Genomic DNA, 22,872 nt, shown 5'->3' with positions numbered 1-22,872 from the left:
ATAATTATGCTCAGGGCTTAATATAAAAACCCAAAAAGTCTATGCTCCAAACGTATAGACTTTTATTCTTAAGCCAAACTATATGGCGTAGAAGTAGCCATTAAGAAACGATAAAAACCGCACCTAAGGGCAATAAAAAGAATAAACCGATAATGTATGCAAGCCCATATATTTTGCGGTCAGCAACTTTCAATGATAATTTATAAGACAAATTTGGTGGCCATTCACGCAATAAAGCAATACCGTAAATAACCACTACCGACAACACATTGTAGGCCAAATGCACAAAGGCTATTTGTAATGCAAGTTCAGCATTGGGTCCGACAATAGCAAGCGCTGCGATTAATGCAGTAATACAAGTGCCAATATTTGCTCCCAAAGTAAATGGGTAGATTGACCTTGCAGTAACAATGCCATTGCCCACAAGGGGAACCAAAAGGGACGTTGTTGTGGATGAAGATTGCACTAAGATAGTCATGATGGCTCCCGACGAAATGCCAGTAACAGATCCTTTCCCAAGTGCACTTTTTAGAATATCTTGAACCCTGCCTATCATTAACGATTTCATTATCTTTCCCATCCAAGTGATAGAAATAATGATCAAAGCTAAACCTAATATAATTTTTATAGAACCGCTATAAATATCATTAGTATTAACTAGCAGCGCTTTGACGAAGTCGATTACGGGTGCAGTACTTGCTTTAATAGGGTTGAAACCACCCAGCTCTGCAGTCGCCCCTGACGCGACTAAACTTACCATTGCGGCACTGATATGTTCAAAAATACCAAACATTATTTCTAGCGGGAGAAAAATAAGTACCGCAAAAATATTGAAGAAATCGTGAATAGTCGCCGCATTAAAGGCGCGTTGAAACTCAGCTTTATTGCCGATATGACCGAGGCTGACAATCGTGTTGGTGATGCTGGTGCCAATATTTGCTCCCATCATCATAGGAATAGCTATGCTGATGGGTAAGCCACCTGCAACCATCGCAACGATAATAGACGACACCGTGCTTGAAGATTGAATAAGCGCGGTGCACACCATACCGATAATGAGTCCCATGACCGGATTAGCTGCTAATTCAAATAGCGCTTTAGCTTGCTCTTGCGTTGCTTCTTTGAAGCCGCTACCAATGAGCCCAACTGCCAACAGCATCAGATACACTAAGAATACTAATAAAGACCAACGTAGCGCTTTAGGCAAGCTTGTTACGCCTTTAATCGTGCTGACGGGTGCAATAATTTCATTTTGCATAGTATGTGCTTTCACTCATAGAAATGGCGCTAAAGAAGCTAACAATTTTGCACTGATTATAGCCTTGTAAAATGACACTTGTATTACAAATGAATCGTTTTTTATTGTGCTATATGACGGTTTATTCGTGCGTAAATTCGACTTTATATTTGCTATCTTGCGAACGCAGTTCACATAATTGGTATTACAGAAACATACCTTTAGATCAAATTTTATGCATAAACTAGACTAATGACTATAGTAATATTGTTTTAAGAATCGAGCTTTTGCGAGGCCCTCTGTGCCCTTAGATATCATTATTAACTCAATTGCGATTGTAGGACTTATCCTTGTATTGTTGTTATATCGGATGAGTAAAAAATCGACTATTGCGACAAAAAATCCAAAGTTGAAAAGTACTATCAATACGACGACTTTTAGTGGACTTGGGGAGGCTAGTGAACCAAGCCCAAAACTTCGAAATCCAAAAGATGTGCCTGATCCATCAGAAGACTTCATCAATTTTATCTTGCTTGAAGATATTGTTGATGAAAAACAACGTAAGCAATTCGATTCAGCGACCGGCCTAAAAAAGCCACACCCTTTGCTGATGTCGCTTACACGCAATATCAACGACCCTAAAGAGTTATTAAATATTATTAAAAACGATCCTGAGCTGGTGGTTAAAGTTATCAATGTAGCCAATTCGTCGTTATTTGCTTTGCGTAAATCAATTACCACCATCAACCATGCCATCGTCTACTTAGGCGTACTTCAAGCAAAAAACATTGCAATGCAATTTGCACTAGATCGTAGTGCAGACTTTGTAAATGATGAGCAAAAACGAGCGTATCACAAAATTTGGAAAGCCAGTTTTCTTGCTAGCTCAATAGGTTTATTAATCGCTAAGGATCTGAAACTAGATAATTCAGCTGAACTATCGACGCGATGCTTACTAGATTATTTAGGTGATATTTCGTTACTCACTGCACAACCTAAAATTGCAAAATATTATTTGAACCATGCTACACACTTTGAGCGTGTTAAGGGCATTCAGAACGAATTAGGAACTAACACAGCAATAATGGGCAAAACCTTCGCAATAAACGCTCAACTGCCGGACCAAATTATCGACAGTATTGGGGCGAGTTTGCTTCCGATGCTCAATAAGTTGACAGATTCAGAGCTGTCTAAAGAACAACAAACGGTTGTAATTTTTAGTTATTATGTAAGTCGTATGACTGACCTGATTATATTTCAACGTTCTATGAAGCATATTGATTTAGACGAAATTAGCTTTGCAGAAACAAGGTGCGATAGTTTTTTTTACGCACAAGCTCAAATAGAGTATTACGGTTTAGGCAGAATCAATAGTACGTTGCGAAAAGCACGCTTTAAGCAAGAAGTGAGCGCACTGATAGAAAATCTAAGGTTAGATGAATAAATCAAACCGTAATTGAGCTAAACCAGTGGCCTAAATTTACCAGATTGGCAATTACTAAACTCAGAATGGCGCCGTAAATTGTTGTAATACCGCCTCAATATCCGCTAAACATGCATCCGATAGTGATACATCAAAAGCCTCAATATTCTCTTTTAACTGAAGCATATTTGTCGCTCCAATAATGGTAGATGTTACACCATCAATTTGATCACACCACGCGAGTGCCATTTGGCTGGATGTCATACCATGCTTTTTAGCCACATCGCAATATGCAACAACAGCTTGCTCTGAATAGATCGTGTTACGGAATAAACCTTGGCGTTGAGTCATGGTCCAGCGACTACCCTCGGGTCTTGCGCCACCAATATATTTACCCGACAACATACCACTCGATAAAGGAGACCAAGGTAGATAGGCGATATTCTCAAACACACACGACTCAATTAGATAAGGCCAGTCTTTTATTTGTAGTAGACTAAATTCATTTTGAATTGAAACGGGTTTGGCTACACCTAATTCTTCGCATAGGTTGAGATAAGTATGAATGCCCCAGGTAGTATCGTCTGATAGTCCCCAATGTCTAATTTTTCCGTTTTCAAGCGCTTTTCCTAAGCCTAAAACGATATCTCGCATGCGTTTCTTTTCAGCTTTTACTTTTTGCTGGGTAGCCATAACCTGGTTTGGCCAATGCTTACCAAAGTGTGGCGACGTTCTATTTGGCCAATGCAGTTGATACACATCTATGTAATCAGTTTGCAGTCGCGCTAATGAAGCATCTAATGCTTGCTCGATAGTCGCGCTGCTAATCATAGAATTACCACGAACATATGGAAAGCCGGGGCCAGATATTTTGCTAGCAATAATTAATTTTTCACGTTGCTCAGGGTTACGTGCCAGCCAGTTACCTATGCATCGCTCTGTATCACCGTAAGTTTCTTCTGAGGGAGGCACGGGATACATTTCAGCGGTATCAATGAAGTTAATGCCACAGGCCATTGCATATTCAATTTGCTCATCTGCATCCGCTTGTGTGTTTTGTATACCCCACGTCATGCTTCCTAAGCAAACACGAGACACAGACAAACTGGAACTTCCGAGGGGAGAGTATTTCATTATTGTTTTTTCCTTTTAAACCTGAACAAAGCGAAAAGCATTTGCTCACCAACGAGTTGCGGGCGCTAGCGTTCAGGTTTGTCAGCATAATATTCATTATGCTGTAGAGTATACATAGTTTTTAAAAAGTCGATTGTTACTTTATCTTGTCTTTTTTTACAAACGCGAGACACAGTGACAGAAACAAGCTAAATAAAAACCAGTATCGATGTATTTTACCGTTAACAACAGGCGGTGATAATACTTAGTTCATTAACGCCTTAATATGTGAAACAACACTGCGTGATAATGCGCTTAGCGCATACCCGCCTTCAAGCATAGACACTATTTTGCCACCACAGTGTTTGTCTGCAATATTCTTGATTTGCAATGTTACCCATTCATAGTCTGCCTCAACTAGGCGCAAATGCCCTAATGCATCTTCGGCATGCCCATCAAAACCGGCGGAGATAAAAATCATCTCTGGCACAAAATCATTTAGTTTATCAAACCAAGGCATTATCATTTGACGATATTCATCACCTTTGGTTCCTGCTGGGATTGGAATATTGAGGATATGCTGGTTGGTTGGCTTATCACCGCTAAAAGGATAAAAAGGATGCTGAAATGACGAGCAAAATAACACGCGAGGATCATCTTTAAAAATGTCTTCAGTACCGTTACCATGATGCACGTCAAAGTCAATAATAGCGACTTTCTTCATGCCATAGTGGTCGAGCGCATGCAAAGCTGCAACAGCAATGTTGTTAAAGATACAAAAGCCGCCAGACTTAGCATACTCGGCGTGATGACCAGGCGGACGCACTGCACAAAACGCCTTATTCGAATCCCCATTCATGATCAGATCTACCGCGTGAATACCTGCTCCTGCTGCGTGCATTGCGGCATCCAATGATTGTGGCATCATTAAGGTATCGTCATCTAACCATTTATGCCCTTCTGTTGGGGCCTCTTTGATTATCTTATCAACAAATTGATTATCATGAGCGCGGTAAAGTTGAGCCAACTGCACCGGCGGCGTATCTACAAAGTTAATCGCAAATTCAACGCCCGACGAAATTATCTGATCGTTAATGCTATGCAGCCTTGCGGGTTGCTCTGGATGTTCAGGGTCCATGTCGTGTAATAAACACTTAGGACTGCTTATAAATGTAATCGGCATTTAACTCTCCTGTAGAAATAATACCAGTTCAATTTCGGCAGGATCTGGATTGAATACGCGCTTGAATTTAAATTGCTCAAACACAGTTATCATCGGCTTATTTTCACTGCGCACGTAAGCTACCATTTTTGACACACCTCTTTGCTGGGCAATACTAATCATCAGCTTCATTAATCGAGAGGCCATGCCTTTACCTTGCTGATTTTCGCACGTAACGAAAGCCACTTCACAGGTACTATCAGCATTCAAATAATATCGTCCAACGGCTTCAATCTTAACGCTGGATCCTTGCTGGTTAACTATTGTAAGGGCGATATCCTTAGTTTGATCAACGCTCACCAAATCACACGAGTTTTGTCGACTCATACCTTGTGGCAAGTAGTTGTAACGCAAGCGCAGCGTTTCTTTGGTATGCGAATAAAAGAACTCCTGCAGGCGCCTTTCATCTGCGGGATTAAGCGGCCTCAAATAAAATACGTCACCTTGTATGTCTATTTCTTGCAGTTGCATTTCACCTAATTCAGGGATATCAGTAGGATATTTGGTTTGATAATCAGGTACCCAATAATGTTGCCTTACCGCTTCGAGTAATTCTTGTCTAAATTTAGGGTGTGCGATCCTAATCAATTCTAATGCACGTTCTCGGATACTCTTGCCTTTTAAACTCGCGACGCCGAATTCAGTAACAATGTAATGCACATTACCACGCGATGTTACAACGCCGGCGCCTTCCTGAATGTTGGCAACTATTCTAGAAATGGTGCCGCCTTTTGCAGTGGAGGGCAAGGCGATAATCGGCTTTCCGCCTTTACTAAGCGTTGCTCCTGTAACAAAATCAACTTGACCACCAATACCACTATAAAAATCGTGGCCAATTGAATCAGCAACGACTTGCCCAGTTAAATCGACTTCCAACGCACTATTAATTGAAACAAGCTTGTCATTTTTTGCAATATTTGTGGGTTTATTCACATAACTTGATGGATAGAATTCAACATGCGGGTTGTTATGTACAAAATCATAAAGGCGTTTTGTGCCCATACAGAAGCTCACTACTGATTTACCTGGATGAAAGGTTTTAGCACGGTTATTAATGACACCGTCTTGAATAAGTTCAATCACCCCGTCACTGATCATTTCGCTGTGAATACCAAGGTCTTTGTGCTTGCCCAAATAGCGTAGTGTGGCATCCGGTATTTTGCCAATACCTAATTGCAATGTTGCACCATCCTCCACCAGCATGGCAACGTATTGACCAATGCGCTCATAAATTTCATTCTTATCAGCGGGTTTTACCTCTGGTAGCTTTTGTTCGTGTTCAATACACGCCGCAAATTCGGAAATATGAATGAATGAATGTCCTGCTGTTCTTGGCATTTGCGGGTTTATTTGAGCCACTATCTTTTTTGCAGAGCGCGCGGCTGACATAACCACATCAACAGAGACGCCTAACGAACAGTAACCGAGTTCATCTGGGGGGCTAACCATAATTAGAGCGGCATCTAAGGGCAAAATATCATTGGCAAACAAACTAGAAATTTCCGATAGAAAACAAGGTGTGTAATCAGCTCTTCCTTCATCCACTGCTTGGCGGATAACGTTACCGTGGATAAAAAAAGTGTTCACTTTAAACTGTCGCTGGTGCTTAGGCAGGGCCCATCGTTCATCTGATAACGTACCTATATGGGTCACTTCAATGTCTTTAATATCTTTGCCATTTTCAATTAAGCTATCCACTAGAGCATTCGGAATTCCGGCATTGGAGCCAAGAAAGATGCGGTCGCCTGACTTAATAATGGCAGACCAATCAATGTAATTATGAGACTGAGAAACAACAGATTGCATGAATAATTTCCAGAAAAAGGAAGAAGAATGAAAACTTCCTATATATTAATAAATTGAGTGTCGCACGACATTGATCTAAACCAACGTAGTGCGCGAAACGTGTGCAATGTGCTGTCTATTTACCTGCTTTCTACTTAAGTTGAGTCTACTTAAATACGATCTGCTTAAATACGGTCTGCTTAAATACGATCCACTTAGATACAGTCTATCTAAATACGGTTTATTAAAAACCGTCTAGTTATCTAAAGTTCTTTAATTAAAGCGCTGCAAAAAAATACACCAGCACCCAATTGTCTACGTTGTTCAGGGCCTAATCGCTCACAACACATGTCAGCTCATCGCCTCTTTTTCCTTCAATAAACTCAGCAAAATTCTCAAGTGTGGTTTGCGCAATATTACTCAAAGCCTCTTTTGTTAAAAACCCTTGATGAGAAGTAATAACCACATTGTTGAATGTGGTTAGCCTTGCAAAGACATCATCGGTGATCACTTCACCGCTTTTATCGTGGAAAAAGATACTCGCTTCTTCTTCATATACATCTAGGCCTGCTGAACCAATCTTGCCTGATTTCAGTCCTTGAACCAAGGCCTTAGTATCAATTAACGCCCCTCTGCTGGTATTAATAATCATCACTTCTTGTTTCATTTTGTTAAGCGCGTTCTCATCAATCATATGATACGTTTGGTTTGTCAAAGGAGCATGCAGCGTAATAATATCACTAGATTCAAAAAGCGTTTCTAAAGACACAAAATCCACAAATGGATTAGCTTGCAGTGCTGGATCAAGCTCTATATCGTAAGCTAATACCTTGCAGCCAAAACCAAGTAAAATAGTAATTAAGCAGCGGCCTATTTTACCAACCCCGACCACCCCGACTGTTTTGCCATACATATCAAATCCAACCAGCCCGTCTAATACATATTGACCATTTTTATTGCGCATATAAGCTTGGTGTAGCTTTCGGTTAAGCATCATCATCAGCGCAACTGTATGCTCTGCGACGGCATGAGGTGAATATTCTGGTACCCTCACCACATCAATTCGATGCTGCTTACAAGCGCTTAAATCAACATTATTAAACCCGGCACAGCGTAAGGCTATGAGCTTTACACCATATGCAGCAAGTTTAGCTATCACCGGCTCGCTACAATCATCATTGACAAATACGCAAATAGCTAGACAACCTTTCGCTTGAATGGCAGACACCTCATTCAGCGAACTTTGAATGTTGATGGCATGAATATGTGCATGGTTTTCAGCGTTAAATGCTGCAATATCGTAGGAACGTGCGTCAAACATAGCAACCTTAAGCTGCTTTTTAGAATTGTAACCATAGGTTTCATGTTGCGTTTCGAGGACTTCAATAATTTGTTGGTAAATAGAAGCGGATATGCCTTCATGATCTGCCAATAATTGATTAACAACTTTGAGCCTATCTGTATCTCGATTGCCCATCATTATTCCTTATCCATTAACTGGTCTTTAATAGGCCTAGCAGCCTTTTATCGCTTTACTTTTATCATCGTGCTTTTATCATCGTGCTTTTATCATTTTATAAGTATAGACGGTTTTTGTCAGCTTAAAATAATAATCGAACAAAGCCATACTATGTAATAAAGCGCATCGCTACATTGCATCTTTCATAGCTTTGTCCGTAAGTTTGCATAATTTGTTTGTCGTGTTCAAAACCATTCTTTGCGTATAGATGAATGGCAGCTTCACATTTTGCGTTAGTGAGTAAAAATAAACATGTTACCTGCATCTCTTTCGCTTCTTGGATCACATAGCGAAGTAAAACCTCCCCCACTTTCAAGCCACGGGCCGTGTCTAATACGCCCATTTTAGTTAGTTCAAAATTACCATTACCTTTGTTCAGCAAAGCGCAAGCGCCAATAATGCCGAGTGTTGCATGTTTTACAAACCAGATTTTTCCACCTTTATCTATAATATGCTTACGCGGCTGCTGCAGTACTTGCTTATCAATATCTTCGAGGACGAACATGTCATTGATCCATTGTGCATTAATGCTCTCAAAATAAGAGGCCAATTCATCCTTAAAAGGGAGAATTTCGATATTGCCGTTCATTGGTGCTGTATCCATGTATTACTTGATCCGCTGTGATCTGTTTTTTCCCAGTTGTTCATTTAAGCACTTACCTAAGTCTAATTCTGCTAATTTGTTCAAAATGTGTTAGTGCCAGTTTATTCCACTGTTATCAATTTTGTTACTGCTTTTTAGAAAATAAATAAAAAGGCTTAAGCGGCGCAGCGAAGACTAGTTTGGTATAGATTTATACATATTTTTAAATCTATGAATGCAATCCTACACTCGCCAAGCAACTAGTGGACCCAATAAATGGTTTTTATAATGGAAGACGTGTCATCTATGATCGAAATAAAAACCAAAAAACGTGGCTTTCAACCACATTTCCGTATTTAATTATTTACACTTATATATTTTTCATTAAATCATGACTGAGCATCAATATCTCCTTCCCGAGTAATTTTTTGCTAAATAACCTAAACTGCGAGCATTAAAATTTGGCGTAAAATGCCTTTAAATTTATACATGACTAAAGAGAGTGAACAATGGCAGACTTATTTGAAAATCCAGCGGGCTTAGATGGATTTGAATTCATCGAATTCTCTTCTCCTGAAAAGGGTCACCTAGAAACAGTATTTACTGCTATGGGATTTAGCCTCATTGCAAATCACCGCACCAAAGACGCACAATTGTGGCGCCAGGGTGGCATCAATCTCATTGCGAACTACGAACCAAAATCTGCGGCTTGGTATTTTGCTCGAGAGCATGGCCCTGCCGCTTGCGGTATGGGTTTCCGTGTTAAAAATGCGGTAAAAGCTTACGAACACTTATTAGCCCAAGGTGCCGAGCCAGTGCAAGTCGAAACCGGTCCTATGGAGCTTCGTTTGCCTGCGATTCGAGGTATTGGTAACGCCATCATTTATTTGATAGACCGCTATGGCGATGAACTATCTATTTATGACATCGATTTTGACTACATTGAAGGCGTTGACCGCAATCCGGTAGGCGCTGGCTTCAAGGTTATCGACCATTTAACGCACAACGTTTATGGCGGTCGAATGAAGTATTGGGCTGATTTCTATCAACAATTATTTAACTTCCAAGAAGTTCGCTTCTTCGACATTAAAGGTGAATATACGGGATTAACGTCAAAAGCACTCAGTGCACCTGATGGTAAAATTCGAATTCCATTAAACGAAGAAGGTGAAGGCGGAAAAGGACAAATTGAAGAGTTTTTACGCGCATTTAATGGCGAAGGAATTCAACATATTGCCTTTAGTTGTGATGACTTAGTTGCCTGTTGGGACCGTTTAAAAGGCATGGGTATGCCGTTTATGACTGCTCCACCATCGACCTATTACGAACTATTAGAAGGCCGTTTGCCGGATCATGGAGAGCCTGTTGAAGAACTGCAAACGCGCGGTATTTTAATGGATGGTACTACCGAAGGTGGCCCAAGATTGTTGCTTCAAATATTTTCTGAAACACAATTAGGTCCAGTGTTTTTTGAGTTTATTCAACGCAAGGGTGATGAAGGTTTCGGTGAAGGTAACTTCAAAGCCTTATTCGAATCTATTGAGCGCGACCAAATAAATCGCGGTGTTTTAAACACTTCCAAGAAAATTGAGGAAAAGGAGGACGTATGAGCCATCCAATCCAACTAAATGGTTTTCATCATGTGGCCTATCGCTGCAAAGATGCGAAACAGACTGTTGAGTTTTACCAGAACGTATTAGGTATGGATTTCCAGCTAGCGATAGCCGAAGACCACGTGCCATCTACTGGTGCTTATGACCCCTATATGCATATTTTTATGGATGCCGGCAATGGCAACGTGTTGGCTTTTTTCGAGCTGCCACAGCAGCCCGATATGGATCGTGACCAAAATACGCCTAAATGGGTGCAACATATCGCCATGAAATTGGATAACTTAGAGGCTTTAAATGCAGCTAAGGTTTCGATTGAGAGTCACGGCATCAATGTCATTGGCCCAACTAATCATGGCATATTCAAATCGATTTACTTCTTCGATCCGAACGGCCATCGTTTAGAACTGGCAGCCAATACTCATACACAAGAGCAAATGCAAGAGCTACATAGAGTTGCACCAGAAATGTTAGATGAGTGGAGCAAAACTAAAAAAGCGCCGCGACATGCTGCTTGGTTACATGAACAAATTGCTAACGATAAGTAGCCATTAATGTTCTTATCTAAAGGCAGTATTTCTTTAAAGTATTGTCTTTTTTATTGTTAAGCCCACTAGTAAGCAATTCCTGTGCGCTTGGTTAATCAGTTTTTTACGATGATTAAGCCCCAATTATTCGTCTTTTGTTTGTGCTAGCTTGTTTTATACTCAATAAAACTAATGTGTCTATTGAGGTGAAATAATGATTAATATAAATAAGATGCTTGCCAGTTTAAGTCGCTCAGGAATGATGAAAGGATCGGGTGGCGCTTTATTGGGCGGTGGCATTGCTGGCGGAATTGCCGGTGGCCTTATGAGTGGCAAGGGTGCAGGGAAAACAGGGAAGAAAGCCTTACAAATAGGCGCTTTAGCAGCTGTGGGAGGCATTGCTTGGAAAGCATACAAGTCATACTCTGACCAACAGGCACAAGATCGCGCATTTGGTCGCGGTAAATATCAAGATTATTCAGATAGCCCGCAACCTCAGTCACCCCAGCAAGCGTCCCAATTTGCTTACGACCCACAAAGTTTGAATGAATCGCAATTCGATGCTGTGGTTAACGAAACGAACGCCCAAGGCCAGCTTTTATTACTCAGAGCGATGGTAGCCGCAGCGCATGCCGACGGACACATAGATCAAACTGAACGAATGAAGATATTCGACCAAGTTGACGCTATGGATTTGAGCACGGAAGACAAGTCATCGCTGTTTGATGAAATGCGCAACCCAATGAGTATTGAACAACTGGTTGCTAAAGTACCTTGTTCTGAAGCCGCCGCTGAGGTGTATGCAATTAGCGCTATTGCACTGGACTTAGGTCAAACCGACTCACGTATTTACCTAGATAAATTAGCTAGAATGCTGTGTATTCCTTCTCAGTTACAACATGCACTAGAGGAAACAGCATATGACGCGCGATTGTCAGTGCATGCTTAGGCAATAAAAATGAATCTACCTTTGCTGATTTCACTTTTGTCTTATGGCTTAACTAAAAACACGCTTTAAAAGCCTAAAGAAAGCCCATTCCTTGGGCGATTGGAGAGGTAAATTACTGTTTTGAGTGATTTACCATTATAAATTAAGACAATGCTAAGGTTTGCTCTAATACTCTAGGTAATGCATTAACATACTTTTGAACATCGGGGATCATGCCCATGCTGACGCGTGACCAACTGGTATAATCACGATAGATCCCGCGTATCAGCACATTTTGCTCTTCCATTTTTTGCCTAAAAATTTCGGCATTCCCTTTGCCTAAATCAACAAAAACAAAGTTAGTTGAGGAAGGGAGTGCGATCAGCCCATTTGCCTTAACCGCATCTACTACCATTTCGCGCCCCTCAATGATCTTGGACTTAGACATCTTCAAGAAAGCTTCGTCATTGTAGCTGGCTATGGCTGCGGCTAATCCTGCTTGATTCATTGCGTAACCGCCTAAACTATAGCGATTTATGTCATTTGTATTTTCTTCAGAAGCCAGCATGTAACCGACGCGCATGCCAGCGAGGCCGTATATTTTAGAGAAAGTCTTGGCCACTATCACATTATGTCCCTCCCTCACCAACGAAACCATTGAGTTTGTTTCAGGCATGTCTGTCACTTCATTATAAGCTTCGTCAACTAACACCAATGTTTTCTTAGACGCCTTAATACAAAACTCTCTTAATTTACCTGCGTCCAATAGTTGCCCGGTAGGATTGTTAGGGTTTGTCACATGCACCATAGCAACATTACCATCAATCGCAGCATACAAAGCATCCAGATCAATACTCAAATCTGCAGTTTTGGCAATTCGTTTAATTTTCTCTCTACCCATCCTCTCCGGTGCTTGTGCGGTTGTGTCCCAAAATAGGTCTGGACCTAAAATTTGGCCCTTATTTGATGCTGCAATAGCAGCATACGACAATACACCGCTTGACCCCGAACTCAATGATACTTGGGTTTTACTCAAGGCATTTTTCTCAGCAATCATATCAACCAATACTTGATATGGCTCAGCGGCATAGTATGCTCCCTTAGCAGTTGCTTGCATCATGGCATTCATTGCATCAGGACTTGGTCCGTAAGGATTTTCATTAGCATTAAGTTTGGCGATACCCGCAATCGGCCCATAATTAACCAAAGGGACGGTATAATTTGCCGCCAGTGCACTGCCTGATAAAGATACCAAGCCCCCGACAGCAAAAGCCGAAGCTGTTACCAACGTTCCTCTTAAAAATAATCGTCTACTTAAATTCTCTGTCATGTTATCAGCCCTTTACTTTTAGTCTCTAATTGATTTTTAAAACGCTTTGTAAAACATAGAAATAGATACTGCTATCAGGTAAAGCCCAAATATTTTCTTCAAACTTACCTCGTCCAGACTATGCGCCCATTTAGCTCCCAATGGAGCCGTCATTACAGATCCGGCGCTGATAGCGATAAGTGCCGGAATATTGATGAATCCAACGGTACCGTAAGGCAGATCCTGCACATTTTGCCCCATCAGTAAAAATCCAATTGAACCCGGTATACCAATAATAAAACCAACACCGGCAGCCGTTGCTATAGCTTGATGCACGCTGCGATTACAGATCACCATAGTCATCACCGTAATGGTTCCACCACCAATACCAAGCAATGCCGAAAAACCACCTAAGAAAGACGCTAGTCCGGCTTTAAATATACCTTTTGGCATGGTCAATGTGTTTGAGGTACCAGCAAAGAGTGCGGGGAATAAAAAGTAAATCGAGTACAGTAATACGCCAATAGCAAACACCAAAATAAGACTTTCTGAGCTTGTCTGTGACGCAATATATAGTCCAACGACTACCCCAACCACCAACCAGATTGACCAGTCTTTCAATACTAAAAAATCGACTGCACCTTTTTTCTTATGCGCCTGGACAGAGCGCGCACTGGAAACCACAATTGATGCTAAAGACGTGCCAATTGCAACCTTGATGAGCTCACCAGATGAGTCAGTAAAAAAAGGAAAAACAACCAAAAGAGCTGGCACGACGACAAAGCCTCCTCCGTTTCCGAATAATCCAGATGTAATACCAGCAATTGCACCCGCTAGACATAAGGTTATTACAAACCACAACAGCTCAACTTCCATAACACCCCTTAGAAATAGTTTAATAACTGGGAATACAGAAGAAAGTGCTGTACGTAAAAAACACAGCATAATCAGTGCCACATTGACAAGCCACTGTTTACGCGTCAGCTCAGTCATTATCTAAATGGCGCTGCACTAAACTGACTATTTGTCGCGCAAAGATGATGCAAAAATGGATAGCTAGGGATATTGATAGCAGAATACGAAGTCCAGAGAATTCATGTTTAATGGCTTGTACAAAACAGGAACGGGACATTTAAGCTGCATGTGTTAGACGTTGATAAAAGCAGTTGCTTATACAACGGTTTAATTTATTCAGACACTCTAATTAATTGGTCGCGCTGGCTCAAAATATTTACGATAAGCTGTAAAATCGCTGTACTAAGGATTCGAAGGTTACTCTGCATGAACAATCTAAATTGCCTTTAGTTTCAACGGAAAAAGGCGACTAAAGCCGCCTTTTTTTATATTATATTTAAGCAATTTACATACGATCCAACTCAGCTTGAAGTTGTTCAGTTTCACTCTTTTCTCTACCAACAAATTGCCTCCACTGCTGGGCAGCCGCTCTGCTTGACTTAAACTGTTCGGCTTTGGCAAGTTCATCTAGGGCGTTCACAAATTCTTTCTGATTATAATATGCTAAGCCCAGTAACATATGAACTGAACCTTGGTTGCTCAAGCCACCCTTCTCAAGCGCTTTACTTGATGAGGCTATCGCGCTTTCAAACTTATCATTGTTGTAATAAAGGTGAGCGAGTTGAGCGTCTAGTTCACCATTTTCGGCTAATTCAGCGGCTTCAATTAAGACAGGAATGGCTCTGTCTTGCTCTTTTGCCGACGTTAAGCAGATAGACAAGAACTTGAGATTGCGCAGGTTACGTTCTAACACGCCATTCTTGATAGCTTGCTCCATCAGTGCCGCTGCTTTGATTGGTGCTTCGTGGTAGTAATATAATTGTGCAAAGTTAAAAATATCAGACGCAGAGTCTACATAACCCAGTTGATAAGCACTTTCCATCATCGCTAGTTGACGTTTTTCTTGACCAAGCTCACCATACATTCCTGCCAACTGTATCCAGTATTTAGGGTTGTCATATAGGCGTATCATCTTCGCCAAAATCTCTTTTACTTTTTCTGGCTGCTTCATTTCATAATAAACAGCACGTTGCAAAATCAACCAACCTTCATCGGGCAAGTAACCTTCAGCTTCGTGACCGTCAATCGCTAACTCAATATATCGAGCTGACTCAGCATAGTTTTTATTTTGATAATGCGCTTGGGCTTTTAGAACAAAGTTTTTCGGTGGAATAACACCATTGTTTAAGGCTTCCCATTGCTCTAATTTCTCAATACTCTTTTCGAATTTACCCGTGGCCATATACAATTGCGCTAAAGTAAACAGGGTAGTTTGTTCAAACTTTTCGGGGATCGGTTCTTGAGCCACCGCTTGTTCAAAGCTTTCGATCGATTTTTCTAGCTGTTCATTATTGTAGTAGATGAACCCGTAGAAGTTATACATCATCGATTTTTCATAGCCGTTCATCGAACTGTCTTTATCTCGAACTTCGTCTAATATTTCGATAGCTTCGGCCACGTTGCCAGCATCACCAGCTGTTTGCGCCCGAGACAACTGATCATATACCTTTGAACGCAATGCCGGTACGCGGCGAGTTTTACGTTCGCCTGGTTTGATTGTTGAAGACTCAGTTACATCCGCGTCTTGGGCGAAAGCCAGATTAGTAACTGATGAGATCGTTAGCATAGACACAAAAACGATCATTAAGGATAAGACCACGTTAAATACCAAAGAGAGTTTATTTTTCATCATCGTCCCTTTATCCATCAATCTTAAAAGTAATGCGGTTTTGAACCCCAGAAACAGCCGCGGGCTCACCATTCACAACACGTGGTTTGTATTTGAATTTCTTAGCCGCATCCATCGCCGCGTCATCAAAAATGCCTTCTGGGTTAGCTTCAACCACAAAAATATCAACCACGGCGCCTGTTTTGTTTACCGTGAATTCAACAATTACGTAACCTTGAATACCACGCTGTAAAGCACGTCTCGGATACACTGGCGTTACTTTAACAATAGGTAAATATTCGCCATCGCCTGAACCTAAAGCTAAGCCGCCATCAAGCGCAATATCATTCGACATATCAGCACCAAAATCCATTGCAGCGCCTTCCCCATCAGGTGTAGATGAGTCCATTTTCGGTGCCTCCATTTCAGGTGGGGGCGCTTCTGGCTTTGGCGGACGTTTTAGTTTGTTGTCTTTCTTCTGTACGTTTTCTTCTTTTGGCACTCGCACAAAATCAAGTACCTTCCCTTCCGGTGGTTCAGATAACGTCTTATCACCGCTGGCTATCAAGGCTTGCATTAAAAAGAACAAGCTCAGTGTGATAACAGCAGCTAAGACAATAGCAATTAACAGTCTTAGCATAACAATCTACTCTTGTGCAGCGATGGAAACGTCGGATACACCAGCCGCGCGTGAAGCATCCATGACTTTAATTAGATACTCAGTTGTTGATTTACGATCCGCTTGAATGACCACTGAGCCTTGCGGGTTTTCAGCGTGTAAACGTTCAACGTTAGCTTGCACAGCGCGAACATCAATTCTGCGTTTATTGATCCAAATTTCGTTTTTATCGCTGATACCAATCAAGATATTGGCGCGGTCTTTTTTCACTGCAGTAGCCGCATCCGGACGGTTAACGTCGATGCCTGACTCTTTTACAAAAGACGCCGTAACAATAAAGAAAATCAACATAATGAATACAACATCAAGCATCGGTGTCATATCAATTGTTGCTTCTTCTTCTTCGACTAAGTTTTGTAAATGTTTCATAAGTATTCCTTAACCAACCAGCGATTATTCGCTGCGTTGAAGTTGTAATGCGTCTTCTAGATGCATACGTTCAGTTTTTGCGGTTCTGGTTAACCAAGTTGACGCAAATACACCCGAAAGAGCCCCGACCATGCCTGCCATTGTTGGAATAGTCGCTTGCGATACCCCTGCAGCCATTGAACGAGCGTTACCACCACCCGACATTGCCATAACGTCAAATACCATGATCATACCGGTCACCGTTCCCATTAATCCGAGTAATGGGCAAAGGGCAACCAAGGCTTGAATGATAGGCAAACTAAAACGCAATTTTAAACTCACTCGAGAAATCATTGCCTGGCGGATCTGCATCGCATTCCACGAATTACGTTCAGGGCGTGCATGCCATTGCGCAATAGTTTCTTTCATCATCAGCTTGTGATTATTGGTCACATATAGAATTCTCTCGAGTATCAATATCCACATCACGAAGATGAGTGCTCCAATAACCAGCAGAATACTTCCACCAGTTTCAGTAAAGTCACGAATTGACTCGAAAATATCTATAAACATGACTTACGCCTTGGCTTGCTGAACAGATTGCTTAGCAGCTTGCTTCTCAGCACGCTCCGCAATAACACCAGCAGACTGTTCTTGTAGAATCATCACAACATTTTTACTTTGCGTACTCAACAGTGCATAAAGCAGGGTTGTTGGAATAGCGACAACCAAACCGAGCACCGTTGTCATTAATGCCGATGAAATACCACCCGCCATAATTTTCGGGTCACCAGTACCAAACAAGGTGATTTGTTGGAACGTCACAATCATACCGGTTACTGTTCCCAGCAAGCCGCCCAAAGGCGCAACCACTGAAATCATTTTGACCAAGGTTAAGTAACGACCTAACTTGGGTACTTCACCTAAAATTGCTTCTGTTAAATGCAGCTCTAAAGCTTCGGTATCTACATCAGGGTAATTTTCTTTTATTTTCAAAACGCGGCCTAATGGATTGTTGCTCGATAACGTATCTGACTTCAATTGACGACTAACCGAAGCGGTGACTAGCGATAACACAATAAAGCGCCAGAAAGCGACCAAAATACCCACAGCACCAACAGCAATGATGATATAACCCACTAATCCGCCTTGATGAATACGCTCTTCTAATGAAGGCGCTTGAATTAGCAAGCCAAGAATAGAGCCTCCCGTTGGATCCAAACCAAAGGTGACCAATTCACCTGACGAATTTTGTAACTCAGTAGTTGAATTAACAAAACGGTCTTTTGGTTGACGTAGTAATTCAGAAACAACCCCTGTTGCACCTTGATATTCTAAGTACTTACCATCAGAAACCAGCGCAAATGGGCCGACTCTCACGACTTCTTTATTCACTTTCTGGCCACCAGCTTCAACCACATCGGTGTTAAAACGAGTGACTTTGCCTGACTCGGTCATTTCTCGTTGAATTTCAAACCAAACACGCTCAATTTCAGCAATTGATGCGAGTTTAGTGGATTTACCCATCGACTGAGCCATCATGTCTAAGAACTCCGAACGACCTGGAATTTGAGCTGAGATAATGGAGTTAGAAAGTTTATTTTTAGTGTCACCAGCAACTTGTTGCAATACACCAAATAATTCTTTTAATGAACCTAAGCGATTATCTAGAGCACCGTTTAAATCCGTAATTTTAAACTCATTCTCTTCAAATTGAGTTTCTAGCTTCTCAGAAGAAGCCAATTGGGCATCACGGAGTTTCAGCGTGTCACGCAAAATCTGATCTTGTTGCGTGCGCTTTGACATAAAGTCTTGTTCACGCGATCTGTTTTGCTCTGACTGTGCGAACTTACCATCTTCTAATTGCTTAAGAAGCGCGTCCAAGTCAAGTGCAGTGTCTGACTGTGCTTGCACAGAAAATGACAAAACCACAGCTGCCGTTGCCGCTAACAACGATTTTACAAATGTCATTGGCGTATTGGTATTATAAATAGCGTTGCTGCTGCTCTTACAAATGCGCTTACAAATGCGCTTACAAATGCGCTTACAAATGCTCTTACAAATGCTCTTACAAAAGAATGTTTTCATTATCTTTCCCTTAATCCGTAATCGCGACTGGAACCATTAATAGGTCCGGTGCTAGCTGTTTCTTCGCAATACGTAAACCTTTGGATATTTGGTTTTTGTAACTTGAATCAAGTTCTTCCCACTGCTGTGTTTGTTTGTTCCACGCACCTTGATAGCTGCCGTCACGCGTTTGATAAATCAATGACGTGCGACCAATGCGAAGAAATTCAACCGAGCGTTCTTGTCCATTAATGTCTTTCAAACCAGGGTAAGCTTCAATCGTTTTGCCGTAGTCCATTTCAACTTGATAAGCTTCCATAACGCGACGAAATTTTTCAGATGACGTGACGTCAGCTCTATCCATCATGTTTTGTAAATCTAAGATTCGGTTACCGCGTTCTTCGGCAAGGAAAGGCACGTCAAGTTCGACGAACTGAGATAAGCCGGTAATCATATTCAGCATCAAAGGCGTAATTTGACGCTCAATTACACTTACTTCGTCTATTGATTGGTTGAGATCTAACATCTCTTGGTCTTGGTTAGCTATTTGACGACGTAGTTGTTCGTTATAAACGTCTAAGCCTTCTATTTCTTTGCTTAGCGCTTTGAACTGCTGAAGTTTGTCATCAATTTGATCAGTGATGCTATTAATTTTAGTTTGCGACTTAACCGCAGATTCATTAATTTCAGTCGCCTTTTTGGCTGCTGGGTCAAGATATCTATCTTCTTGTGCAAGAGCCGCCGTGCTAAGTAACACTGACGTGACTGCAGTCGCTATTAACGTTTGAAAAACCTTCATATACGCATCCTAAGTTCAAAATAAACGAGCTAGGCGCTAGCAAAATAAACCAACGACAAGGCCAAAATCTGCGCAAAGGATAGAGGTATTCTATTACAGATTTATTACATAACTGTCATATTCGCGAAAGTCTTGCTGCATCTAGATAGAAAAAAGCCATACTATGTTTGTAAAGGGTCTACATAGTACAGCTTTGAGGCATTAACAGAGTTTTATGAACTTTTTGTGTCAGTTAAAAATTATACTTCACTGACAAACTCAATTTACGGCCCTTGGTTTCAGAACGCAATAACACGTTTTCAAATTCTAGCTTCTTGGATTCGCCAAATATATTTTGAATTTTGAACGTCATGGTGGTGTTGAAGTTAGGATAAAACTTATAAACTGTATCTAAGGAATGAAACGGTTGCTCGTAACTATCATCAAAACCGTCGATACCCGGTATCAGAATACGTTCACCAAACACGTTGTAAACAACAGAAAGGGAATGTTCACCATTGTCAGAGTCGAAGCCACCTTGTAAATTCATTACATATTGCGAGTGCCCTGTTAGGCGACGTTTTAAGTTAGTTACTGCAGCTGATACGCCAGTTTGTTCAACAATGCTCTGACGATCCAATAGAATTTCAGAATCACTCAGGGTTAGGTTACCTGACACAAATATATTGTCCCAAACACCTTTACCAATGAAATCTAAGCCTTGCAAGAATTCCACTTCGACACCATACAACTCACCTGTTTCAGCGTTAGCGATACGAATTAAAGGCGGGCCATCTTGCGCTGGCGATTGCACCGACTCAATTGGCGCATCCATGTCTTTATAGAACAAGCCCACTGACAAGTTGTTGCCAGCTTCGCGATACCATTCCCAACGCAAATCATAGTTAATAATTGACGTGGTATTAATACCCGGTGTACCCGCAATTGGAAACTCAGTTAGCGGGTCAATAAACGTCGAAGATGATACTTCGCGTAAATCAGGACGAACCACTGTTTGACCAATACTTGCTCTAAACTGCATGCTTTCATCTTTAATGTACGTCATCGCCAAAGCAGGATAAAAGTCATCTTCTTGAAAGGCTAACTGAGAACGGTCAGCTTCATCCGGCAAATCGAATTGATTGGTTCTTGGGTCGAACGGAGCAACAACTTGACGAAAATCTTCAAAACGCACGCCACCGCTGAAACGCCATTTATTCTTAAAGAATAAATCACCTTCAATATAATAAGCATCAACTTTCTGACCCGCAGCATAGTCATCTCCAGCAATCGTGGTGTCTCGGATAATAGCAGGACCGGCACCGGAAAAATTAGTTTCATCCGCTAGGACTTGATCACTGAAGATGCTAAAAAAAGAGTCTCCAACCAATAATTCTGATCCAGTAAATGCACGCGTATTGATATCGAAACGACGATTTTCAGCTGTCCGTGTTTTGCTTAGAAAATCAGCCCCGAATTTAAACTCCATTTCCCAATTGCCTATAGAATAAGGCAGTGAGACGTTGTAACCCGCATTTTCCAATCTATCGTGTAAGGTTTGAAATGAATATCGTGCAGCGGTAGTTGAGTTGTTCAATGCAATTTCGTTGCTTGCATCAAAAAAACCATCATTGTTCTCGTCACTGATGACAAAACGTGACTCGAAGTTTCCAGGCGCATTTCGCACCGAACGTCCTAAACTGTATTTCCAATCAACACCCGCAAAATTGAATTGAGGGAAAGTATGCATACCACGAAGTTGGTTAGTAAACATTTTACGTTCTTCATATTCAACTTCAACATCACGAATACGCAAGCCTTCAGCTTGACTTAAGTTTTCAGTATTACCAAATTTTTCGCTAATTTCATCGCGCGTATCGTTCAATAAGATCAAGCTATAATCAACTCTATGATTACGATTGTAATCAATACCTAAGTTAAGCATGTTTGACCATTTAACACTTGTCTCCGTAACTGAAATATCATCAAAGAAGCGCACTAAATTTATCGAATCTTGCACTCGATCAGCTTGTTGAAGCTCGTATTCTTGAGAGACGTTTGTTTTATTATCGTAACTACTTGTAAGCAAAAAACCGTACCGCCACTTGTCATCAATATCAAAACTGTTACCTAATGAAAAACTGAAGCCCATGTCGGGACCAATACTTTTTAAGAATGGGTCGTAGTCACGATTAACATCGCGCAATAACGAAAGCGCAACGTCTTGCTCAAGTGAATCTAGGAACTGTTTATTTTGCCAGCGAGAGCCGATAGAAGAAGGGACTGCACGAGTGCCATCATCGCGACCTTGCCAATCTTTATCTCCGCCGTTATAAGCTAGCGCATCGCCGGAGTTTTCGGTGTTGTAACCGAGACTACCGGATACGTTAAATATAAACTGAGTCGGGATCGTTTTTAAGCGAATATTAACATTACCACCACCAAAAGAAGCGGGCATAGAAGGCGAAAACGACTTCTGTACGGACAAACTTTCAATGATATCAGCTGGAAATAAATCCAACGGAATAACGTTTCTGGTTGGATCTGGGCTAGGTACAGCAGCCCCGTTCAGTTGCGTACTTGAATATCGTTCACCTAAACCACGAACATAGATGAACTTGCCATCAACCAATGTCAAACCGGTTACACGACGAAGCGCAGACGCGGCATCACTGTCACCCGTTCTTGAAATTTGTTCAGAACCCAAGATATCTGCCACAAAAGCTTGGTTTTTACGTTCTTCCAAAACAGCGGTTGCTGTTCCTTTTAATCTTGTTCCGGTGGCAACAACTTCTTCAATTGCCTCTTCTTCATCTGATTGCTGAGCCATTGCAGATTGCATAAAAATTGGCTGAGTTATCGCAAGCGAAGCCATCACGGCAAGTGTCACTTGTTTGATCGAAAACCTGTTTGTAGGCTGGTTCATTTTAACCTCATTAGCTGCTAATTTTTTTATAATACCTAAAATCAAGCAACATCTAAAACTGACTCTTTGAAACGCGACTGCGCTACCCTTCAGTAACGCACTCGTATCAATTTACTATCGAGCTAAACGCTCTCA

General features: G+C 41.3%; 19 protein-coding genes. 4 read left to right on the top strand and 15 right to left on the bottom strand.

The features are described from left to right. Positions 1-100: 100 nt before the first annotated feature. A complete protein-coding gene (locus tag G399_RS0111820) occupies positions 101-1,258 on the bottom strand; it encodes a Na/Pi symporter (RefSeq protein WP_006013824.1) in 1,158 nt (385 codons plus the stop codon). A 280-nt stretch (positions 1,259-1,538) separates the two neighbouring features. Between G399_RS0111820 and G399_RS0111815 the strand changes: the two genes are divergently transcribed. After that, positions 1,539-2,681 (top strand): HDOD domain-containing protein, encoded by a 1,143-nt coding sequence (locus G399_RS0111815; RefSeq protein WP_006013821.1) that lies wholly within the window; start codon positions 1,539-1,541, stop codon positions 2,679-2,681. A gap of 60 nt (positions 2,682-2,741) precedes the next feature. On the opposite strand, the gene G399_RS0111810 is transcribed toward G399_RS0111815, so the two are convergent. The 5 genes from G399_RS0111810 to G399_RS0111790 all read right to left on the bottom strand — a co-directional run bounded on the left by G399_RS0111810 (position 2,742) and on the right by G399_RS0111790 (position 8,903). Beyond that, a complete protein-coding gene (locus G399_RS0111810; RefSeq protein WP_026843686.1) occupies positions 2,742-3,794 on the bottom strand; it encodes an aldo/keto reductase in 1,053 nt (350 codons plus the stop codon). Between the two features lie 244 nt (positions 3,795-4,038). Then, positions 4,039-4,956: a histone deacetylase family protein gene (locus G399_RS0111805; RefSeq protein ID WP_006013815.1), complete on the bottom strand. Its 918-nt coding sequence runs from the start codon at positions 4,954-4,956 to the stop codon at positions 4,039-4,041. Beyond that, a complete protein-coding gene (locus G399_RS0111800; RefSeq protein ID WP_006013812.1) occupies positions 4,957-6,801 on the bottom strand; it encodes a bifunctional acetyl-CoA hydrolase/transferase family protein/GNAT family N-acetyltransferase in 1,845 nt (614 codons plus the stop codon). Between the two features lie 310 nt (positions 6,802-7,111). Beyond that, the gene (locus G399_RS0111795; protein WP_006013809.1) at positions 7,112-8,257 is read right to left on the bottom strand and encodes a 2-hydroxyacid dehydrogenase; all 1,146 of its coding nucleotides are present in this window, start codon (positions 8,255-8,257) and stop codon (positions 7,112-7,114) included. Between the two features lie 151 nt (positions 8,258-8,408). After that, the gene (locus G399_RS0111790; protein ID WP_006013806.1) at positions 8,409-8,903 is read right to left on the bottom strand and encodes a GNAT family N-acetyltransferase; all 495 of its coding nucleotides are present in this window, start codon (positions 8,901-8,903) and stop codon (positions 8,409-8,411) included. Positions 8,904-9,391: 488 nt separating this feature from the next. Between G399_RS0111790 and hppD the strand changes: the two genes are divergently transcribed. The 3 genes from hppD to G399_RS0111775 all read left to right on the top strand — a co-directional run bounded on the left by hppD (position 9,392) and on the right by G399_RS0111775 (position 11,968). Next, positions 9,392-10,492, top strand: a complete 1,101-nt coding sequence (hppD, locus tag G399_RS0111785; RefSeq protein WP_006013803.1) for a 4-hydroxyphenylpyruvate dioxygenase — start codon at positions 9,392-9,394, stop codon at positions 10,490-10,492. Continuing rightward, positions 10,489-11,040, top strand: a complete 552-nt coding sequence (locus G399_RS0111780; protein WP_006013801.1) for a VOC family protein — start codon at positions 10,489-10,491, stop codon at positions 11,038-11,040. The genes hppD and G399_RS0111780 overlap by 4 nt, the downstream gene beginning before the upstream one ends. A 193-nt stretch (positions 11,041-11,233) precedes the next feature. Then, the gene (locus G399_RS0111775; protein ID WP_006013799.1) at positions 11,234-11,968 is read left to right on the top strand and encodes a tellurite resistance TerB family protein; all 735 of its coding nucleotides are present in this window, start codon (positions 11,234-11,236) and stop codon (positions 11,966-11,968) included. Positions 11,969-12,110: 142 nt separating this feature from the next. Here G399_RS0111775 and G399_RS0111770 read toward each other — a convergent pair whose 3' ends face one another. The 9 genes from G399_RS0111770 to G399_RS0111730 form a co-directional block, all read right to left on the bottom strand. Further along, positions 12,111-13,277 carry a pyridoxal phosphate-dependent aminotransferase gene (locus tag G399_RS0111770; RefSeq protein ID WP_026843685.1) on the bottom strand — a complete coding sequence of 389 codons (1,167 nt, stop codon included), beginning with the start codon at positions 13,275-13,277 and terminating at the stop codon, positions 12,111-12,113. Positions 13,278-13,313: 36 nt separating this feature from the next. Continuing rightward, the gene (locus tag G399_RS0111765) at positions 13,314-14,132 is read right to left on the bottom strand and encodes a sulfite exporter TauE/SafE family protein (RefSeq protein WP_006013796.1); all 819 of its coding nucleotides are present in this window, start codon (positions 14,130-14,132) and stop codon (positions 13,314-13,316) included. Between the two features lie 484 nt (positions 14,133-14,616). Beyond that, the gene (locus G399_RS0111760; RefSeq protein ID WP_006013795.1) at positions 14,617-15,963 is read right to left on the bottom strand and encodes a tetratricopeptide repeat protein; all 1,347 of its coding nucleotides are present in this window, start codon (positions 15,961-15,963) and stop codon (positions 14,617-14,619) included. A 7-nt stretch (positions 15,964-15,970) separates the two neighbouring features. Next, positions 15,971-16,579, bottom strand: a complete 609-nt coding sequence (locus G399_RS0111755) for an energy transducer TonB (protein ID WP_006013792.1) — start codon at positions 16,577-16,579, stop codon at positions 15,971-15,973. A gap of 6 nt (positions 16,580-16,585) precedes the next feature. Next, positions 16,586-16,987 (bottom strand): ExbD/TolR family protein, encoded by a 402-nt coding sequence (locus G399_RS0111750; RefSeq protein WP_006013789.1) that lies wholly within the window; start codon positions 16,985-16,987, stop codon positions 16,586-16,588. A 24-nt stretch (positions 16,988-17,011) separates the two neighbouring features. Further along, complete coding sequence (locus tag G399_RS0111745; RefSeq protein ID WP_006013787.1) at positions 17,012-17,539, bottom strand: MotA/TolQ/ExbB proton channel family protein; 528 nt, start codon at positions 17,537-17,539, stop codon at positions 17,012-17,014. Positions 17,540-17,542: 3 nt separating this feature from the next. Beyond that, a complete protein-coding gene (locus tag G399_RS0111740) occupies positions 17,543-18,937 on the bottom strand; it encodes a MotA/TolQ/ExbB proton channel family protein (protein WP_034897110.1) in 1,395 nt (464 codons plus the stop codon). Positions 18,938-19,064: 127 nt separating this feature from the next. Further along, entirely contained in the window at positions 19,065-19,832 is a 768-nt protein-coding gene (locus G399_RS0111735; RefSeq protein ID WP_006013783.1) for a DUF3450 domain-containing protein, read from the bottom strand. 232 nt (positions 19,833-20,064) lie between these two features. Next, complete coding sequence (locus G399_RS0111730) at positions 20,065-22,737, bottom strand: TonB-dependent receptor domain-containing protein (protein ID WP_006013782.1); 2,673 nt, start codon at positions 22,735-22,737, stop codon at positions 20,065-20,067. Positions 22,738-22,872: the final 135 nt, after the last annotated feature.

Source organism: Brumicola pallidula DSM 14239 = ACAM 615, assembly GCF_000428905.1.
GTDB classification, from domain to species: Bacteria; Pseudomonadota; Gammaproteobacteria; order Enterobacterales; family Alteromonadaceae; genus Glaciecola; species Glaciecola pallidula.
Note: the sequence above shows the minus strand (reverse complement) of the source record. Positions and strands in the feature narration are given on the sequence as shown.

Coding starts and splice junctions, on each gene's coding strand:
- G399_RS0111820 (WP_006013824.1), bottom strand. CDS start 1,258: ATGCAAAATGAAATTATTGCACCCGTCAGCACGATTAAAGGCGTAACA.
- G399_RS0111810 (WP_026843686.1), bottom strand. CDS start 3,794: ATGAAATACTCTCCCCTCGGAAGTTCCAGTTTGTCTGTGTCTCGTGTT.
- G399_RS0111805 (WP_006013815.1), bottom strand. CDS start 4,956: ATGCCGATTACATTTATAAGCAGTCCTAAGTGTTTATTACACGACATG.
- G399_RS0111800 (WP_006013812.1), bottom strand. CDS start 6,801: ATGCAATCTGTTGTTTCTCAGTCTCATAATTACATTGATTGGTCTGCC.
- G399_RS0111795 (WP_006013809.1), bottom strand. CDS start 8,257: ATGGGCAATCGAGATACAGATAGGCTCAAAGTTGTTAATCAATTATTG.
- G399_RS0111790 (WP_006013806.1), bottom strand. CDS start 8,903: ATGGATACAGCACCAATGAACGGCAATATCGAAATTCTCCCTTTTAAG.
- hppD (WP_006013803.1), top strand. CDS start 9,392: ATGGCAGACTTATTTGAAAATCCAGCGGGCTTAGATGGATTTGAATTC.
- G399_RS0111780 (WP_006013801.1), top strand. CDS start 10,489: ATGAGCCATCCAATCCAACTAAATGGTTTTCATCATGTGGCCTATCGC.
- G399_RS0111775 (WP_006013799.1), top strand. CDS start 11,234: ATGATTAATATAAATAAGATGCTTGCCAGTTTAAGTCGCTCAGGAATG.
- G399_RS0111770 (WP_026843685.1), bottom strand. CDS start 13,277: ATGACAGAGAATTTAAGTAGACGATTATTTTTAAGAGGAACGTTGGTA.
- G399_RS0111765 (WP_006013796.1), bottom strand. CDS start 14,132: ATGGAAGTTGAGCTGTTGTGGTTTGTAATAACCTTATGTCTAGCGGGT.
- G399_RS0111760 (WP_006013795.1), bottom strand. CDS start 15,963: ATGATGAAAAATAAACTCTCTTTGGTATTTAACGTGGTCTTATCCTTA.
- G399_RS0111755 (WP_006013792.1), bottom strand. CDS start 16,579: ATGCTAAGACTGTTAATTGCTATTGTCTTAGCTGCTGTTATCACACTG.
- G399_RS0111750 (WP_006013789.1), bottom strand. CDS start 16,987: ATGAAACATTTACAAAACTTAGTCGAAGAAGAAGAAGCAACAATTGAT.
- G399_RS0111745 (WP_006013787.1), bottom strand. CDS start 17,539: ATGTTTATAGATATTTTCGAGTCAATTCGTGACTTTACTGAAACTGGT.
- G399_RS0111740 (WP_034897110.1), bottom strand. CDS start 18,937: ATGACATTTGTAAAATCGTTGTTAGCGGCAACGGCAGCTGTGGTTTTG.
- G399_RS0111735 (WP_006013783.1), bottom strand. CDS start 19,832: ATGAAGGTTTTTCAAACGTTAATAGCGACTGCAGTCACGTCAGTGTTA.
- G399_RS0111730 (WP_006013782.1), bottom strand. CDS start 22,737: ATGAACCAGCCTACAAACAGGTTTTCGATCAAACAAGTGACACTTGCC.